Consider the following 18,186-nt stretch of genomic DNA (forward strand, 5'->3'; position numbering starts at 1 on the left):
TTTCTAGTGTGCGTGGTCGAACAGCACCAAGGTGTCGGCCAGATTGCCGTCGACGAAGTAGGCGCGGCAGGTGAAGGGATCGTGAATCGTGCCGCCCGCTTCGGCCTTGGCGTCGATCATCCCCGACACGTTCCACACCGTGATGCGACTGGGGTCGACGCCTTTCAGTGGTTCATCCGTCATCAGTGGGAACATGTCCTGCCCATCCGCCTGGAGCCCGCCGGCGGCCGAGCGCACGTCGGAAAGCTGGGCCGACTCGGGCGATGCCAATTGCTTGCGCACGTCAGCTTGGCATCGCTCCCTCGCCACGTCTTGCGCCGGCCGCGGCGAGGGACCGATGAGGCCGAAACCGCGTGTTTTCACGCCGATCAGCGCGAGGATCACGACGGCCAGTACGCACACCGTCCCGACGACGAGGAATCGCGCGCGGCGAGGCTTTCCGTGGTCACCTGTCATGGCCCGAACGTAGCTTGCGGGATGACCGTGTCCCAGCGATACGCATGTTGCGCGTCGCCGGCGCAGCCTTCGTTGGCGGTGTCGTACAGCACCCGAAACGTATGCGGGTCGGCGCCGGGAATCGCGTCGCACCGGTCGTGCACGGTGTGAATGTCCCTGGTGTAGTCCGGGTTTCGATCGCCGGGGGAGAGGCGCAGGCTCTCGATGTGCTGGTTCGTCGGAAATCTCACGGTTCTTGCAGTAGACAGCCCTGTCGTCCTTCGCCAGATCGCCGTTGATGATCACGAAGTGGTCGGGATCGCTGCTGAGGGGCAGGGTGCCCACCCGGATGTGGTTGCGGTCTTTGGCTTAGCGCGGTAATCCATCTGCGCACCTGCCCGCCCCGGGATTAGACGTTCGCACAAAGAGACCGGCCTCGCATCTATCTATCGATGGGTATTGCGGACACGCGGTGTTCAGCACGCTGGGGCTACTTGCGCATGAACCGGAAGGACACTGGTGGGAATTCAGAGCCTGGACAGCACTGCCGACGACGCGGCGGCCCGTCCCCGCGAGCGCGGCCACGACATTCTCAACCGCGGCTTCGGATTTCGCGCCGCGCTGTCGCTGGCCTTCGCCGACATCTCACCGATCGTGGCCCTCTACGCCATCTTCGCGCTGGGTCTGTTCGCCGCGGGGCCTCGATTCTTCTGGGCGTTCCCCATCGTGCTGTGCGGTCAGCTGCTGGTGGCGCTCGTCTTCGGCGAGTTGGCATCGCGTTTCCCGTACGCCGGCAGTGTCTACCAGTGGGCGCGGCACGCCAAGGGGACGACGTGGGGGTGGACAGCCGCGTGGGCGTACATCTGGGGCCTGACGTTGACGCTGTCCACCATGGCGTACGCCGCTGCGGGATTCCTGCTCGAGGTGATCGGGGTCGAGTCGCCCAGCCGGTGGCTGCTCGCCGCTGTCTCGATCGGCGTCATCTGCTTCACCACCGCGGCCAACATGATCGGCCGGCAGGTCCTCAAGGTGATGATCGTTGCCAGCATCATCTGCGAGATCGTCGGGTCCGTGGGACTGGGCACGGTGCTGTTGCTCTTTCATCGCGTGAACCCGATCTCCACGCTGTTCGACCGTTTACCCGACAGCTCGGGAAGCACCACGAGCACCATGCTCATCGCCGTCGCGTTCGTGGGGTGGGCCTTCCTGGGCTTCGAATCTGCCGGTTCGATCGCTGAAGAGGTGGAGAACCCCGAGCGCAACGTGCCCAAGGCGATCGTCTTCGCGCTGCTGCTGGTCGGCGTCATCGTCATGTACTCGGCGGCCGCGGTAATCCTCGCCATCCCGGATCTGCCGGCCGTGCTGACCGCGCAGAGCGGTGATCCGGTGTCGGCGACGCTGACCGCGCAGCTCGGTTCGGCGATCGCCAAACCGCTACTGGTGATGTTCGTCATCGGCTTCATGTCCGCGTGCCTGGCCGTACAGTCGGCGGTCTCGCGGGCTGTGTACGGCATGGCGCGTGACCGTGCCCTGCCCGGCGCCGAGTTCCTGTCCAAGCTCGGTGGGCCCGAACGTATGCCGATCCGGGCCATCGGGCTCACGGCTGTCGTCGCTGCGTTCTTCCTGTTGTTCGCCGGCTCGGATCTGTACAACGTGCTCGTCAACTTCTCGGTGATGGGTCCCTACATCGCTTTTGCCGTACCGGTTTTCGCGGCCGCGCTCACCCGACTCGCCGGCCGCTGGGTACCCGGCGTCTTCTCGCTGGGTCGCTGGGGCGCCCCCGTGACGTATGCAGCGGCCGCGTGGCTGGCCTTCGAGGTGATCAATGTCCTGTGGCCGCGCACACAGCCCGGCCAGCCGTGGTTCGTGAATTGGAGCATGGTGATCAGCCTGGTGAGCCTCGGGGCCATCGGTGTCGTCGTGTACGCCCGCTGCCGCAACCGCATCACCGAACCCGTCGGCGAGCGCCTGTGAACACTCCGGTTGTGCGAATGCTCAAACCGGGCTCGTCGGCTTATGGCACAAACTGCTCGCAACCCACCGTCTCGGGCAGCGATGCTGACAATCGAACACCCCGCGAGTCGAGAGGCTGAACACGACAGATGAGCACGCGAAACGACATCATCGGCGCAGTTCCTGCCACCAAGGTGCCCCGGTACGCGGGGAAGGGCACATTCGCCCGTATCGCCGACATCCACGAGGTGTCCGACTACGACATCGCGATCCTCGGGGTGCCCTTTGACGGCGGAACGTCGTACCGGCCCGGCGCCCGGTTCGGCCCCATGGCGGTCCGGCAGGCCGCCCGCACCCTGCGTCCTGGCTACCACGTCGAGCTCGGCGTCGCGCCGGTCCAGGAACTGCAGGTGGTCGACGCCGGCGACGTAGCCGTCACGCCGTACAACATCGACGAAGCCTGCCAACAGATTCAGGATCATGCCGCCGAGATCCTCCGCGGCGGCGATCGGCGCATCGTGTCGATCGGTGGTGACCACACCATCGCACTGCCGAATCTCCGTGCGTTGCATGCCAAACACGGTCCGGTCGCGCTCGTGCACTTCGACGCGCACCTGGATACCTGGGACACCTACTTCAACGCGCCCGTCACGCACGGCACCATCTTCCGGCGTGCGTTCGAGGAAGGTCTGCTGATCGAGGACCACTCGATCCACGTCGGCATCCGGGGCCCGATCTACGACCAGATCGACCTGGACGACGACGCCCGCATGGGGTTCAAGATCATCCGCGCCGGAGACCTCGATGTGATCGGTATCGACGCGGCCATCGACGTGGTCCGGCGTCGCGTCGCGGACGTGCCGGTGTACCTGTCCATCGACATCGACGTGCTCGACCCCGCCTTCGCGCCGGGTACCGGCACGCCTGAGGCGGGCGGTCTCACCTCGCGCGAACTGCTCAAGATGCTGCGCAAGCTGACCGGCCTGAACATCGTCGGCGCCGACGTCGTCGAAGTCGCCCCGGCCTACGATCACGCCGAAATCACCTGTGTCGCAGCGGCAACGCTCGTGTTCGACATCATCTCGCTGATGGCCGCCGGCGCGCGCACCGGTCTGCCGGTGGGCGGTGAGGTTGCGAACGCATTGACCTGACAGGCTACGATTGCCGCAGACAATTCAATACGCCGATAACGCGCTGTGGGAGAACCTCTGGAAACGGAGGCGCCGTAGGAGCAATTCCTCCCCGGGAAACTCTCAGGCCCAAATACCGCAGCGTCGAGGCAACTCTGGAGAACAGTGCGGATCCTCGATCCACGCTTACCGAAGGTGAACGGCGCGCACGCGTCAAAACTCTCAGGTTTCAGGACAGAGCGGGGAGGTGCTACCCAACGACGCGTCGAGCAGTCAGCGACGCCCCGCGAACCGGAGTCACCTCATGTCTGACCGCAGTGTAATCAGTAAGGCCCACAGCAGCTTTCGCGACCGTCATATCGGTACCGATGACGCCGGCCGACGGCATATGCTCGACGTTCTCGGATATGTGTCGATAGACGATCTCATCGACGCGGCCGTGCCCGAACAGATTCGCAGCGCGCAGGCTCTGCACCTGCCGGCCGCGCGATCTGAGCAGCAGGTGCTCGGCGCGCTGCGTGCGCTCGCAGACCGCAATCAGACGCGAATCCAGATGATCGGCCTGGGGTACTACGACACCATCACGCCGCCGGTGCTGCGCCGAAACATGCTGGAATCTCCGGCCTGGTACACCGCCTACACGCCGTACCAGCCCGAGATCTCGCAGGGCCGCCTGGAAGCCCTGCTGACGTTCCAGACCGTCATCGAAGACCTCACCGCGCTGCCTGTCGCGGGCGCGTCACTGCTGGACGAGGCCACCGCAGTCATGGAAGCCGTGCTGCTGATGCGGCGGGCCAACAAGACCTCGAAGTCCAATCGTGTTGTGCTCGACGCGGATTGCCTGCCCCAGACTCTCGCTGTGGTGCGCGGGCGGGCCGAATCGGTCGGCATCGAGGTGGTGCTCGCCGACCTCACCGACACCCTGCCCGACGGTGATGCCTTCGGCGTCGTCTTCCAGTCGCCGGGCGCCAGTGGCGGCGTCCGCGATCTCTCCCCGCTCATCGCGGCCGCACGTGCTCGCGGCATGTTCACCACGGTCGCCGCCGACCTGCTGTCCCTGACGCTGCTGACCGCCCCCGGTGAACTCGGCGCTGACATCGCCGTCGGTTCTGCCCAACGGTTCGGGGTGCCGTTGTTCTTCGGTGGTCCGCATGCCGGCTACATGTCGGTGCGATCCGGTCTCGAGCGAATGCTGCCGGGACGTCTCGTGGGCGTCTCGGTCGACGTGGACGGCAAGCCTGCCTACCGGTTGGCGCTGCAGACCCGCGAACAGCACATCCGCCGGGACAAGGCGACCAGCAACATCTGCACCGCACAGGCGTTACTGGCCAACGTCGCCGCGATGTACGCCGTCTATCATGGTCCGGAAGGGTTGCGCGCCATCGCATCTCAGGTGCACGGACACGCCGTGGCTCTGGCCTCCGGGCTGCGGGCAGCCGGCCGGCAGGTCGTGCACGAGAACTTCTTCGACACCGTCCTGGTGCGAGCGCCGGGTGCGGCAGCGCAGATCGTGGCAGCAGCCGATGTCGCCGGCATCAACCTGCGCCTCGTCGACGCCGATCACGTCGCCGTCGCCTGCGACGAGTGCACCACTGACGATGTGATCCGGCAGGTGCTCGCGGTCTTCGGCGCGGAGCCTGTCTCCTCGTACGCGGTCGCGCTGCCCGAGGCGGTGCTCCGTACCTCGGAATACCTGCAGCACCCAGTGTTTCACGCGCACCGCTCCGAAACCGCGATGCTGCGGTTCCTGCGTGAACTGTCGGACAAGGACCTCGCGCTGGACCGCACCATGATCCCGCTGGGCTCCTGCACCATGAAACTCAACGCCACCGCGGAGATGGAACCGATCAGCTGGCCCGGATTCGCCGCTATCCATCCCTATGCTCCGGCTGAGCAGACCGCCGGGTATCTCGAGCTGATCGGCAACCTGGAGGACTGGCTGGCCGAGATCACCGGCTATGACCGGGTTTCGTTGCAGCCGAACGCCGGATCGCAGGGCGAGTTGGCGGGCCTGCTCGCCATCAACGCCTACCACCGGTCCCGCGGCGACGCAGACCGCGACATCTGCCTGATCCCGCAGTCGGCACACGGCACCAACGCCGCGTCGGCGGTCCTTGCGGGGATGCGTGTCGTGGTGGTCGACACGGCACCCAACGGCAACATCGATCACGACGATCTGGCGGCCAAGCTCGTCGACCACGCCGGCCGGGTCGCGGCAATCATGCTGACCTATCCGTCCACCCATGGCGTCTACGAAGCCGACGTGCGCGCGGTGTGCGACCTCGTCCACACCGCCGGCGGTCAGGTCTACGTCGACGGTGCCAATTTGAATGCCCTTGTCGGCCTGGCCAAACCGGGCGAGTTCGGCGGCGACGTCTCGCATCTGAACCTGCACAAGACGTTCTGCATCCCGCACGGCGGCGGCGGGCCCGGCGTCGGGCCGGTCGCGGTACGGGCACACCTGGCGCCGTTCCTGCCGGGCGATCCGCTCGCCGTCGATGGTCCCGGACCGGTGTCGGCAGCCAACTATGGCTCGGCCGGCATCCTCCCGATCACGTGGGCCTACCTCGCCCTGATGGGACCGGACGGACTGACGGCGGCCACCAAGAACGCGGTGCTGGCCGCCAACTACGTCGCCGCCTCCCTCAGCGACCGTTACCCGGTGCTCTACACGGGCGAAACCGGGCTCGTCGCGCACGAATGCATCCTGGATCTGCGGGAGATCACCAAGCGCACCGGGGTGACGGCCGAGGACGTCGCAAAACGGTTGATCGACTACGGTTTCCACGCTCCCACGCTGTCCTTCCCGGTCAACGGCACCCTGATGGTCGAACCGACCGAGTCCGAGGACCTGACCGAGCTGGACCGGTTCATCGCGGCGATGGTGGGCATCCACGACGAGATCACCCGCGTCGGTGCAGGGGAGTGGACGCTGGAGCGGAGCCCGTTGCGTCAGGCCCCGCACACCGCCGAGCAGGTCACCGATGCCGAGTGGACACTGCCGTACAGCCGGCAGTACGCGGCGTATCCCGTTGCGACGCTGCGGCGCAACAAGTACTGGCCACCGGTGCGCCGCATCGACGGCGCCCACGGTGACCGCAATCTGGCCTGTTCCTGCCCCGCTCCTGAAGCGTTCCAGATCGAATCCGCCGACATCCTCGAGGAGGCTTTTGCATGAATGAGAAGAGTATGACCGCGATTCCGGCTTCTCCTCTGCGGGGCGAACATCGTGCCCTGGCAGCCAGTTTCACCGACTTCGCCGGATGGGAGATGCCGCTGAAGTATGGCAGCGAGCTCGCCGAGCACCGGGCGGTGCGCGAGGTCGCGGGCCTGTTCGACCTGTCGCACATGGGCGAGATCGCGGTCACCGGACCGCAGTCGGCCGCCGCGCTGGATTTCGCGCTGGCGGGTGAAGCCTCCAAGATCGGCGTCGGGCGGGCCAAGTACTCGCTGATGTGCGACGCCGACGGCGGAGTCATCGACGATCTTGTGGTGTACCGACTTGGCGATGAGTACTTCCTGGTCGTCGCCAACGCTGCCAATGCCCCGACGGTGGCGCGTGAATTGGCCGGCCGGGCTGAGCAGTTCGGCGCGAAGGTCGACGACCAGTCGCTCGCCACCGCGTTGCTCGCGGTGCAGGGGCCGGCGTCCGAAGCCATCGTCAGCTCACTCGTACCGGAAGAACAGCGCGTCGCGGTCACCGACCTCAAGTACTACGCGGTGACCGAAGCGCAGGTCGGCGGCATCGAGGTGTTGTTGGCCCGTACCGGCTACACCGGTGAAGACGGCTTCGAGCTCTACGTGCCCAACGCCCACGCCGTCGCGCTGTGGCAGACACTGCTCGCAGCCACCACCGAAGCCGGCGGCGTACCCGCGGGCCTCGCGTGCCGCGACACGCTCCGTCTGGAGGCCGGTATGGCGCTCTACGGGCACGAACTGAACCTGGCTACCAATCCGTACCAGGCGGGCCTGGGCAAGGTCGTGCGGCTCGGGAAGGACTTCGTGGGGCGTGCGGCGCTGCAGGAGCTTTCCGAGCAGCCCGTGCCGCAGGTCCTGGTCGGACTCAGAGGTGACACCCGCCGGGCCGCGCGTGCCGGCTACACCGTGCACCACGGCAACGACATCGTCGTGGGCACCGTGACGTCGGGCACGCTGTCGCCGACCCTGGGGTACCCCGTCGCACTGGCCTACCTGGACGCGGCGTTGGCCGTGCCCGGCACCAAGGTCCAGGTCGACGTTCGCGGACGCAAAGAACCGTTCGAAGTCACCCCGGCGCCCTTCTACCGCCGCGCTTGACACTCCTACTTCAGACAAGGAATCACCATGGCCACCAACACCATTCCCGATGACCGCAGCTACACCGAGGAACACGAGTGGGTGCTCATCGCTACCGGAGCGGCACTTCCCGATAGTCCGGTTCGGATCGGCATCACCTCGGTCGCCGCGGCGGCGCTGGGCGACCTGGTGTACGTCGACCTGCCCGAGGTCGGGGCTGCCATCACCGCCGGCGAAACGTGCGGCGAGGTGGAATCGACAAAGACGGTCTCCGAGCTGTACCCGCCGGTGAGCGGCACCGTCACGGCCGTCAACTCCGACGCTGTCGACGATCCCAGCATCATCACCGCCGATCCCTATGACGCGGGCTGGCTGTTCGAAGTGCGGCCCACCGGTGCCGGAAACCTGCTGACCGCAGCCGAATACGCCGCACGGAACGAGAGCCAGCCATGAGCATCCTGGATGAACGGCTCGCTGATTTCGATCCGGAGATCGCCGCGGCGATAGGTGACGAGCTGCACCGCCAGCGCCTCGGCCTGGAAATGATCGCCTCGGAGAACCATGCGCCGCTGGCAGTGATGCAGGCGCAGGGGTCCGTGCTGACGAACAAATACGCCGAGGGCTACCCGGGGCGCCGCTACTACGGTGGTTGCGAGCACATCGACGTCATCGAACGGCTCGCCATCGCCCGGGTGAAGGACCTGTTCGGCGCCGAATTCGCCAACGTGCAACCACATTCCGGCGCACAGGCCAACGCAGCGGTGATGCATGCGCTGATCAAGCCGGGTGACACCATCCTCGGGCTGTCCCTGGACTGCGGCGGCCACCTCACCCATGGCATGCGGTTGAACTTTTCCGGCAAGCTCTACAACGTCGCTGCCTATGGGGTGTCGAAAGAGGACCACCTCGTCGACATGGATGCGGTCGCCGAAGCGGCACGGGAACACAAACCGCAGTTGATCATTGCCGGCTGGTCGGCATACCCGCGCCAGCTCGATTTCGCCCGGTTCCGCGAGATCGCCGACGAGGTCGGCGCCTACCTCATGGTGGACATGGCGCACTTCGCCGGGCTCGTGGCTGCGGGGCTGCACCCGTCCCCGGTGCCGCACAGCCACGTGGTGACCTCGACGACGCACAAGACGCTCGGTGGCCCGCGTGGCGGCGTGATCCTGACCAACGAGGCCGATATCGCCAAGAAGATCAACTCGGCGGTGTTCCCCGGTCAGCAGGGCGGCCCGCTGGAGCACGTGATCGCCGCCAAGGCAGTCGGTTTCAAGATGGCTGCCCAGCCCGAATTCGCCGAACGCCAGCAGCGGGTGCTGCGGGGTGCGCAGATCCTGGCCGACCGGCTCAGCCAACCCGATGTGAAGGCGGCGGGTATCACCGTCCTCACCGGCGGCACTGATGTGCATCTGGTGCTGGTGGACCTGCGCAACGCCGACATCGACGGGCAGCAGGCCGAGGACCGGCTCGACGCCGTCGGCATCACTGTCAACCGCAACGCAGTGCCGTTCGACCCGCGGCCGCCCATGGTGACGTCGGGGCTGCGCATCGGGACCCCGGCATTGGCCGCACGCGGGTTCGGTGATGAGGAGTTCGCGCGCGTCGCCGAGGTCATCGCCGCGGCACTCGTCGCAGACAGTGCCGCCGATACCGAACATCTTGCCGCCCAGGTGCGTACGCTGGCCGAACAGTTCCCGCTCTACCCGGAGTTGTAATGGCGATCAGCGTGTTCGACCTGTTTTCCATCGGGATCGGGCCGTCGAGTTCACACACCGTCGGCCCGATGCGGGCAGCCGGCATGTTCGTCGACCAACTCATCGCGCGCAGTGTGATCGACCACGTCACCGATGTCCGCGTCGACCTGTATGGGTCGCTGGCCGCCACCGGCGGCGGCCACGGGACCATGCCGGCCATCCTGCTCGGTTTGGAGGGCTACCGCCCCGAGACCCTCGAGACCGACGAGATGGAACAGCGGCTGGCGGTCATGCGGGCCGACGGCAAGGTCCGCTTGGCCGGCCGAATCGTCCTCGCGCTCACCGAATCCGACATCGCCCTGCACCCAGCGCAACAGCTCGATCGCCATCCCAACGCGATGACGGTCACCGCCACCTCGGTACACGGCGGGGTGCTCTACAGCCAGACGTACTTCTCGGTCGGCGGTGGCTTCGTGGTCACCGAAGCGGACATGGCACGGCCGACCGAATGTGACGGCAGCGCCAACGGTTTCACATCAGCGGCGGAGCTGCTGGCGCTCACCGACCGCGAGCGCATCTCCATCAGCGCGGCGATGATGCGCCAGGAGTCCGCCACTCGCGCCGAAGGCGAGGTGCGGGACCGACTGCTGCACATCCGGGACGTGATGGTCGCCTGCGCGGCGAACGGGATGTCCCGGGACGGTTACCTGCCCGGCAACCTGCAGGTGCGACGGCGGGCCAAGGAGTGGTTCCTGCGGCTGAATGCCGAAGACCCGCAGCGGGATCCGGCCTTCGCGGAGGATTGGGTCAATCTCGTTGCGCTGGCCGTCAACGAGGAGAACGCCTCGGGTGGGCGCATCGTGACCGCACCGACCAACGGTGCCGCCGGCATCATCCCGGCGGTGCTGTATTACGCGCTGCATTACACCGCGGCGGGCAAGGCTGATCCAGACGATGCCACCGTCCGGTTCCTGCTGACCGCCGGTGCCATCGGGTCGCTGTACAAGGAACGCGCGTCCATCTCGGGCGCCGAGGTCGGCTGTCAGGGTGAGGTCGGATCGGCGGCATCCATGGCTGCCGGCGGTCTCGCCGAAATCCTCGGTGGTACACCGCAACAGGTCGAGAATGCCGCCGAGATCGCGATGGAGCACAGCCTCGGGCTGACGTGCGATCCCATCGGAGGATTGGTCCAGATCCCGTGCATCGAGCGCAACGCCATCTCGGCCGGCAAGGCCATCAACGCCGCGCGCATGGCACTGCGTGGCGACGGTACCCACCGGGTGAGCCTCGATCAGGTCATCGAAACCATGCGCGCCACCGGTATGGACATGAGCTCCAAGTACAAGGAAACCTCGACCGGTGGCCTCGCCGTCACCGTCAACGTCGTCGAATGCTGAGTTGACATGACCATCGCCCCCGAAGGGCGCCGCCTGCTGCGGCTCGAAGTTCGCAACGCGCAGACCCCGGTGGAGCGCAAGCCGCCGTGGATGAAGGCCCGGGTCCGGACCGGACCGGAGTACCGCGAGTTGTCCGCGCTGGTGCAGCGCAACGATCTGCACACCGTGTGCCAGGAAGCGGGCTGCCCCAACATCTTCGAGTGCTGGGAGTCGCGCGAGGCAACCTTTCTGATCGGCGGTGACCAGTGCACGCGACGTTGCGACTTCTGCCAGATCGACACCGGCCGGCCAACAGACCTCGACCGCGACGAGCCTAGGCGCGTCGCCGAATCGGTGGCGCAGATGGGGCTGCGCTACGCGACGGTCACCGGTGTGGCGCGCGACGATCTGCACGACGGCGGTGCCTGGCTGTACGCCGAGACGGTCCGGCAGATCCACGCCAGGTGCCCGGGCACCGGTGTCGAACTGCTCATCCCGGACTTCACCGGCACACCCGATCAGCTCGACGAGGTGTTCGGCGCCGAACCAGAAGTGCTGGCACACAACCTGGAAACCGTGCCGCGCATCTTCCGCCGGGTCCGGCCGGGCTTCGACTACGCGCGCTCGCTCTCTGTACTGACACGGGCGCGTCGCGCCGGCCTGATCACGAAGTCGAACCTGATCCTCGGCATGGGGGAGACCACACAAGAGGCGCTGCAGGCGTTGTGGGACCTGCGTGAGGCCGGCTGCGAGTTGGTCACGATCACCCAGTACCTGCGCCCGTCCGCACGCCATCATCCGGTCGAACGCTGGGTCACCCCAGCCGAATTCGACGACCTCGACACTGCCGCTCGCGAGATCGGCTTTCTCGGTGTCATGTCCGGGCCGCTGGTGCGGTCCTCGTACCGGGCGGGTGCGCTCTACGCGCAGGCCCGCACCGTCATTCAACAACAGAGGAGCAAGTAGTGACCGAGGCAGACGTTGTCATCCTGGGCGGTGGGCCGGGCGGCTACGCCGCCGCGATCCGTTCCGCGCAGCTCGGACGTTCGGTCGTGCTCATCGACGAGTCCGCGGTCGGCGGGACCTGCCTGCACCGCGGCTGCATTCCGACCAAGGCGCTGCTGCACGCGGCGGAGGTGGCCGACTCTGCCCGTACCGCAGCACAATTCGGCATCACCGCATCGTTCGATGGGGTAGACGTGACCAAGCTGCATGGCTTCAAGAACACCGTGGTGTCCCGTCTGCACAAGGGTTTGACGGGTTTGATTGCGGCCCTGGGCATCACCGTCATCAACGGCCGCGGTCGGCTGACCGGGCCGACGACTGTCGAAGTCGACGGCACCACGGTCACCGGCGGGGCTGTTGTCCTGGCCACCGGATCGGCGCCCAAGGTGCCGAGCATCATCGAGACCTCGGACCGGGTGCTCACCAGCGACCAGGCACTTGAGCTCGACCACATACCGTCGTCGGCCATCATTCTCGGCGGCGGCGTGATCGGCGTCGAATTCGCCAGCCTGTGGACGTCGTTGGGTGCCAAGGTGACGATCGTCGAAGCCCTGCCGCGGCTCGTGCCCAACGAGGATGCCGCCATCTCGGCGTACCTCGAGCGGCTGTTCCGTCGCCGCAAGATCACCGCCAAGACCGGCGCTCTGGTCACGGGCGTCACCTCCGGCGAGGAGTCCGTGCAAGTGACCCTGGAATCCGGGGACGTGCTCTCCGCAGACGTGCTGTTGGTCGCCGTGGGTCGTGGCCCGCGTACCGCGGATCTCGGTCTGGTCGAGGCGGGTGTGGAGCTCGACGGCGGCTTCGTGGTCACCGACGACAAGCTGCGCACCAGCGTGCCGACCGTGTACGCGATCGGTGACATCGTGGCCGGACTTCAGCTGGCGCACCGAGCGTTTCAGCAGGGCCTCTTCGTCGCTGAGCAGATCGCCGGACGGGATCCCGAGGCCGTGGCGGAGCTCGGCATCCCGCGGGTCACCTACTGCGATCCGGAGATCGCGTCGGTCGGTCTCACCGAAGATGCCGCCCGCGAACAGTACGGCGAGGGCGTGGAGACCGTCACTTACGACCTGGCGGGCAACGGCCGCAGTCAGATCCTCAAGGCGTCCGGCGCGGTCAAGCTCGTCGTCGACCCCGCCGGCACGGTGGTGGGCGTGCACATGATCGGCGCCGGGGTCTCCGAGCTGATCGGTGAGGCCCAGCTGCTGTACAACCTGGGCGTCAAGGCCGCCGAGGCCGCTCGCTTCGTCCATGCCCACCCGACACAGAACGAGGCATTGGGTGAGGCCCTGATGGCAGTGGCCGGAGCACCGCTGCACCTGCACGGGTGATCAGTCCGACGGGTGCTGCCGGAATCGTCTGTGCAGCGCCTGTCGTGACACACCCAGGATCCGTCCGATCTCGGCCCAGGTCCAGCCGTTGGCGCGGGCCCTTCGCACCGCCTGCTCGTATTGCGTTGTGGCGCTGGCCAGATCGTCGCGGGCCTGAGCCAGCGCACGGCGGCTGATGCCGCCGAACACGTCGGCGGCTATCGGGTCGGGCGGTGCAGGCTCGTCCTCGAACGACCAATCGTCATCGTCGTCTTCGATGCCGTTTGCCTCTCGGTACGCGCGGGCGGCGGCTTCGATCTCGGCTTCCAGTCCCACGGCGCAGCGTGGGCTCGAACCACAAACGCTCACCCGGTGGGGTCATGTCGTGTTCCTTCCGGACCGGTCAACTTGGCGGAGAGCTGCGAGTATGCCCGCCGGGGCCGACATGTCCGCCCCGGACGTGCTGTCGCCACCTCTCTCATGCCTGGTCCGCGCTGGGAGCCGTCAACATGCGCTGACATCGTCACCACATGCTGACAATGTCAGCGATTGCTGACAGGTCCAGGCCCGACATGTCCCAGAGAGAGGCGACGCGCCCGGCCGCCGCACGACCGAGACAACGCCCCTAGACCGCGCCTCCGCGGCGGTCCCCGAACTCCTCGTCCAAGATGGCGACCAACCGGTCCACCATCCAGTCGGTGAGCAGCTTGCCCTTCTCGGCACTGGCTGCCTCGGGTGAGGACAGCGTGCCGCTCGCGGTCGACATCCGGGTATCGATGGGCAGGACGTCGTAGTTCACGACGCGTTCGGGGGAATCGGCCTTGATGTGCTGGGGCCGCACCAGATGCGGTGCGTGGTGAAGCAGCAGCGACGTCTCGATGACGGCGGCATGTTCCAGCGCCAGTCCCGGGAAACCCTCGGGCCAGATGGCGTGCTGGCGGTCGGCGGTGAATTCCGGGTTGGCGTCCTCCATCACGAGGATCTTCAGCTCGGGATGCCGCTCGGAGATCAGGAATGCCGGCTCGTAGATGAAGCCGCTGTTCTCGTAGTGCCAGTTGTAGAGCACGATGTTGCGGAAGCCGGCGCGCTTCAGCTCACTGAGGATGTCCTCGAGCAGCGCCATGTAGGTGGTGGCCCGCAACGACAGGGTTCCCGGGATATGTTGTCCACCACCGCTTCCCGGCCGGCTGCGGTAGCCGAACGGCACGAACTGCCCGACGATCAGATCGGTCCGCTCGCTGGCGGCTTCCAGCAGCTTCTCGGGAATCAGCCAGTCGGTGCAGACCGGCAGATGATGGCCGTGCTGTTCGGTCGAGCCGATCGGAATGGCCACCGGGATATCGGCGCGGGCGGCCGCAGTGATCTCGGGCCACGTCATCTCCCGGTACAGCCGGGACGGCTTCTGCTCTGTCATGTGACGCTCCTTGCGGGTCAGACGTTCTGGGAGACGCCGATGTTGCCGGCGGGAATACAGGCGGATCGTCCGCCGTCGACGACGAGATGGGTGCCGATCGCGTAGCTGGCGCGGTCGGACAGCAGGAACACCACGGCCTCGGCGATCTCCTGGGGCTCGCCGAACCGTCCCGCCGCGACACTGGAGGCGATTTCGGCGATCTCGGCCTCGGGATCGGCGCTGCCGGAGAATTCGACCATCAGCAGCGGTGTCCGGGTCGTGCCGGGGCACACTGAGTTGACCCGGATTCCCCAGGACACCAATTCCGCTGCGGCGCTGCGGGTCATCGCGACGATGGCACCCTTGGTGGCGGTATAGGCGACGAAGCCGGGCTGGCCCATGAGAGCGAGTTCGGAGCCGGTGTTGACGATGGCGCCCGTGCCGCGCGGCTGCATGACCCGGGCCGCCTCGCGCAGCACGTAGAACGACCCGGCGACATTGATCGCCATGAGATCGTCGAAATCCCGGTCGGTGGTGTCGACAAGCGGTGCGACACGGGAGATTCCGGCGTTGTTGAGCACGGCGTCAATAGGCCCGAGTTCGGCTTCGACGCGATCGAACGCAGCCCGCACAGCTGCGGAATCACGCACGTCGACACTCACCGGAAGTGCCCGTCTGCCACGCGAACTCACCTGCCGGACAGCCTCCGACAGGTCGTCCTCCGGGCGGGCCAGCACCGCTACATCGGCGCCCTCCCGGGCCAGCGTCGCGGCGGTGGCGAGTCCGATCCCGGACGAGGCTCCGGTCACCAGTGCAATGCGGTTCGTCATCTCTCCCATGACGCGTTGTCCCTTCGTTCCGTCAGAGTTGCTCAGTGGACCGGATCCATTCGATCTGTGCCTGCAGCCCTTTCTCGAGCTCCCACGCCGGCTGGTAACCGAGGTCGCGGCTGGAGCGGGAAAGATCGAACTGCACCTGGCGGTCCCAGGCGGGTAGGTAGCCCGGGCCGATCTCAAACCGCGCGTCCGGCAGGTATTTCTGGAGCAGCTCGGCGGTCTCGAACACCGTCCTCCGATCGCCGCCCGACACGAAGTAGGCCTGCTGGGTCAGCGTATCGGTGGTGGATGCCAGCCGGGCCGCGGTGGCGACGTCCTCGACGTGCACGAATTGGAAACCGTGGTCACCACCGGATTCGAGGGTGAACGTCTCGCCGCGCAGCCCGGCCCGGATCATGTCACCGAGCAGGCTGGGCATCCACAACCCGGGGCCGTACACCTCGGTGATGCGCAGCGACACGATCTCCATGCCGTACAGCGAGTTGTAGGCACTGCCCAGCAGTTCGCCGGTCACCTTGGTCACGCCGTACACCGTGGTCGGCGCGGGCTTGATGTCCTCGGTGATGGGACCCGGCTCGGCGATGTTGCCCAGGGCGCACTCCGAGGAGAAGAAGACGATGCGACGGACGCCCGTCATCCGGGCTGCTTCGTAAACGGCAAGTGTGCCATCGGCGTTCGCGGCGAACGTGGTGACCGGCAGCTCGATCGAAAGCGCGGGATGGCTCTGGCCGGCGGTGTGGATGACGCGATCCACGTCGTAGGCGCGCAGGGTCTCGGTGAGGCGTGGGATGTCGAAGAGCTCGCCAAGGACCGCGACTACTCCGGCTCGGGGGTCTACGGAGTAGTCGCGGTTGTACATGATGACCCGCTCGCCGCCGGCCAGTAGTTGCTCCACCAGATGGCGGCCGACGAAGCCGCGGCCGCCGGTGACGAGTGTGGTCATCGTTGTCTTCCTTTTCCTTGGCGTTCGCCGTGCTGATCACAATGCCGTCGCAGCTCCATGGGCGGCAACGCGTGAACTGTCGATGCTCGTTGTCTGTCCTTGTGCGATTGCACAAGGCGACTTCATGGGCTTGTGCGGATTCGAGGCCATTGGCCGGGTGTGATCCACGCATCATTGACCAACAGCAGTGACCGACTTGGAGTGCGACTGGTGAACACACAGAACATCGATGACGAGCCCGACGTCCTGATCGTCGGGGCCGGCGCGTCCGGTGGGGTGGCAGCCCTCGAACTGGCTCGGCAGGGCCTCAAGGTCGTCTGCCTGGAACAGGGCGGCTGGAACCTGCCCGACGATTTCACCGCCGGCAAGCCCGAGTGGGAACTGACCCGGCTCAAGCAGTGGAACGCCAGCCCCAATGTCCGGCAGAACCAGGCCGACTACCCGATCGACAGCAGTGAGAGCCCGGTAGAACCGTTGATGTTCAACGGAGTTGGCGGCAGCACCATCATGTTTTCCGGGCACTGGGTACGTCCCATGCCGTCGGACTTCCGGGTCAAGACCCTCGATGGCGTCGCTGAGGACTGGCCGTTCACGTACGACGATCTGCGTCCGTTCCTCGACGAGGTCACCCACCACATCGGCGCCTCCGGTCTGGAAGGCGATCCGGCGTATCCCGACTCGCACACGTTCCCGCTGCCGCCACTGCCCATCGGCAAGTACGGCCTCGTCGCCGCCAAGGGCATGGACAAGCTGGGCTGGCACTGGTGGCCCGCGCCCAACGCCATCGCCTCCCGCAAGTACAAGAACCAGGAAGGCTGCCAGCGCTACGGCGCCTGTGAATCCGGTTGTCCGGTCGGCGCGAAGGCCAGCACCGACATCACCCACTGGCGCGACGCGATCAAGCTCGGCGTGCAGTTGGTCACCGGCGCCCGCGTGAGCCGCCTGACGACGAACCAGAAGGGCCTGGTCACCGGCGCCGAATACATCGACCGTATGGGCGCCCTGCAGCACCAGCGCGCACGGGTAACGGTGTTGGCGGCCAACGGAATCGGCACGCCGCGGCTGCTGCTGAACTCAGCGCCCGACGGTCTGGCCAACTCGTCGGGGCTGGTCGGCAAGCGGCTCATGACCCACCCCTACGCGTCGGTCTACGGTGCGTACGACGAGGACATGGAGACCTGGCTCGGTCCGGCGGGCCAGGCACTGCAGTCGCTGCAGTTCTACGAGACCGACACCAGCCGTGGCTTCGTGCGCGGAGCCAAGTGGAACCTGATGCCCACCGGCGGTCCGCTCGCCCAGACCTTGTGGGAGCCGGGCAACAACTGGCGCGACACTTTCGGCGCGAACTTCCATCCGCACTTGAAGCGGACGTTCGGTCGTTACACCGAGTGGGGCATCACCACCGAAGACCTGCCCGACGAATCCAACACGGTCACACTGGATCCCGATATCACGGACTCCGACGGCATCCCCGCCGCCAAAATCCACTATGAGATCGGCGAGAACTGCCGGCGGATGCTCGACTTCAATGTTGCCCGTGCCATGGAAGCCCACGAGGCCGCGGGCGCGGTTGAGGTGCACCCCGTTCCGGTTGTGCGGCACAGCGCCTGGCACCTCCTGGGCACCACCAAGATGGGCACCGACCCGGCAACATCCGTCGTCGACGAATGGGGCCGCACCCACGACATCCCGAACCTGTTCATCATCGACGGCAGCACCATGGTCACCTCGACCGGTATAAATCCCACCGCCACGATCATGGCCGTTGCCCTGCGCTCCATGCGGCATCTGGCCGAAACCCGCTCCAGTATCCCGACGGCATTCTGAGGAAGCCCC

At 66.5% G+C, this 18,186-nt stretch carries 16 protein-coding genes and 1 riboswitch; of the genes, 10 read left to right on the forward strand and 6 right to left on the reverse strand.

The window, feature by feature from the left end:
* Nucleotides 1-3 precede the first annotated feature (3 nt).
* The gene (locus QRN63_RS09755) at nt 4-384 is read right to left on the reverse strand and encodes a hypothetical protein (RefSeq protein ID WP_285030599.1); all 381 of its coding nucleotides are present in this window, start codon (nt 382-384) and stop codon (nt 4-6) included.
* 68 nt (nt 385-452) lie between these two features.
* On the reverse strand, nt 453-686 hold the full coding sequence (locus tag QRN63_RS09760; RefSeq protein WP_285030600.1) for a hypothetical protein: 234 nt from the start codon (nt 684-686) through the stop codon (nt 453-455).
* Between the two features lie 268 nt (nt 687-954).
* Between QRN63_RS09760 and QRN63_RS09765 the strand changes: the two genes are divergently transcribed.
* From QRN63_RS09765 to lpdA, 9 genes are all read left to right on the forward strand, one after another.
* Nucleotides 955-2,409, forward strand: a complete 1,455-nt coding sequence (locus QRN63_RS09765) for an amino acid permease (RefSeq protein ID WP_285030601.1) — start codon at nt 955-957, stop codon at nt 2,407-2,409.
* A 128-nt stretch (nt 2,410-2,537) separates the two neighbouring features.
* The gene (gene speB, locus QRN63_RS09770; protein WP_285030602.1) at nt 2,538-3,539 is read left to right on the forward strand and encodes an agmatinase; all 1,002 of its coding nucleotides are present in this window, start codon (nt 2,538-2,540) and stop codon (nt 3,537-3,539) included.
* Between the two features lie 36 nt (nt 3,540-3,575).
* A riboswitch (glycine riboswitch) is annotated at nt 3,576-3,667 on the forward strand.
* Nucleotides 3,668-3,822: 155 nt separating this feature from the next.
* Nucleotides 3,823-6,696 (forward strand): aminomethyl-transferring glycine dehydrogenase, encoded by a 2,874-nt coding sequence (gene gcvP, locus QRN63_RS09775; protein ID WP_285030603.1) that lies wholly within the window; start codon nt 3,823-3,825, stop codon nt 6,694-6,696.
* Entirely contained in the window at nt 6,693-7,814 is a 1,122-nt protein-coding gene (gene gcvT / locus QRN63_RS09780) for a glycine cleavage system aminomethyltransferase GcvT (RefSeq protein ID WP_285030604.1), read from the forward strand. Before gcvP ends, gcvT begins: the two co-directional genes overlap by 4 nt.
* Nucleotides 7,815-7,841: 27 nt before the next feature.
* Complete coding sequence (gene gcvH, locus QRN63_RS09785) at nt 7,842-8,246, forward strand: glycine cleavage system protein GcvH (RefSeq protein WP_285030605.1); 405 nt, start codon at nt 7,842-7,844, stop codon at nt 8,244-8,246.
* On the forward strand, nt 8,243-9,511 hold the full coding sequence (glyA, locus tag QRN63_RS09790; RefSeq protein WP_285030606.1) for a serine hydroxymethyltransferase: 1,269 nt from the start codon (nt 8,243-8,245) through the stop codon (nt 9,509-9,511). Before gcvH ends, glyA begins: the two co-directional genes overlap by 4 nt.
* Complete coding sequence (locus QRN63_RS09795) at nt 9,511-10,887, forward strand: L-serine ammonia-lyase (RefSeq protein WP_285030607.1); 1,377 nt, start codon at nt 9,511-9,513, stop codon at nt 10,885-10,887. The genes glyA and QRN63_RS09795 overlap by 1 nt, the downstream gene beginning before the upstream one ends.
* Before the next feature lie 6 nt (nt 10,888-10,893).
* Nucleotides 10,894-11,832 (forward strand): lipoyl synthase, encoded by a 939-nt coding sequence (gene lipA, locus QRN63_RS09800; RefSeq protein ID WP_285030608.1) that lies wholly within the window; start codon nt 10,894-10,896, stop codon nt 11,830-11,832.
* Nucleotides 11,832-13,199 carry a dihydrolipoyl dehydrogenase gene (gene lpdA / locus QRN63_RS09805; RefSeq protein ID WP_285030609.1) on the forward strand — a complete coding sequence of 456 codons (1,368 nt, stop codon included), beginning with the start codon at nt 11,832-11,834 and terminating at the stop codon, nt 13,197-13,199. The genes lipA and lpdA overlap by 1 nt, the downstream gene beginning before the upstream one ends.
* On the opposite strand, the gene QRN63_RS09810 is transcribed toward lpdA, so the two are convergent.
* The 4 genes from QRN63_RS09810 to QRN63_RS09825 all read right to left on the reverse strand — a co-directional run bounded on the left by QRN63_RS09810 (nt 13,200) and on the right by QRN63_RS09825 (nt 16,350).
* Complete coding sequence (locus tag QRN63_RS09810) at nt 13,200-13,514, reverse strand: hypothetical protein (RefSeq protein ID WP_285030610.1); 315 nt, start codon at nt 13,512-13,514, stop codon at nt 13,200-13,202. It abuts the gene before it with no gap.
* Nucleotides 13,515-13,803: 289 nt separating this feature from the next.
* The gene (locus tag QRN63_RS09815; protein WP_285030611.1) at nt 13,804-14,592 is read right to left on the reverse strand and encodes a creatininase; all 789 of its coding nucleotides are present in this window, start codon (nt 14,590-14,592) and stop codon (nt 13,804-13,806) included.
* Between the two features lie 17 nt (nt 14,593-14,609).
* Nucleotides 14,610-15,401 (reverse strand): SDR family NAD(P)-dependent oxidoreductase, encoded by a 792-nt coding sequence (locus QRN63_RS09820; protein WP_267317456.1) that lies wholly within the window; start codon nt 15,399-15,401, stop codon nt 14,610-14,612.
* A 31-nt stretch (nt 15,402-15,432) separates the two neighbouring features.
* Nucleotides 15,433-16,350, reverse strand: coding sequence for an NAD-dependent epimerase/dehydratase family protein (locus QRN63_RS09825; RefSeq protein WP_285030612.1), 918 nt, complete (start codon nt 16,348-16,350; stop codon nt 15,433-15,435).
* Between the two features lie 201 nt (nt 16,351-16,551).
* Here QRN63_RS09825 and QRN63_RS09830 point away from each other — a divergent pair, with 201 nt between their 5' ends.
* Entirely contained in the window at nt 16,552-18,177 is a 1,626-nt protein-coding gene (locus QRN63_RS09830; RefSeq protein WP_285030613.1) for a GMC family oxidoreductase, read from the forward strand.
* Nucleotides 18,178-18,186: the final 9 nt, after the last annotated feature.

Origin of the sequence: Mycolicibacterium sp. lyk4-40-TYG-92, assembly GCF_030209435.1 — a bacterium.
In the GTDB taxonomy this organism is placed as follows: Bacteria; Actinomycetota; Actinomycetes; order Mycobacteriales; family Mycobacteriaceae; genus Mycobacterium.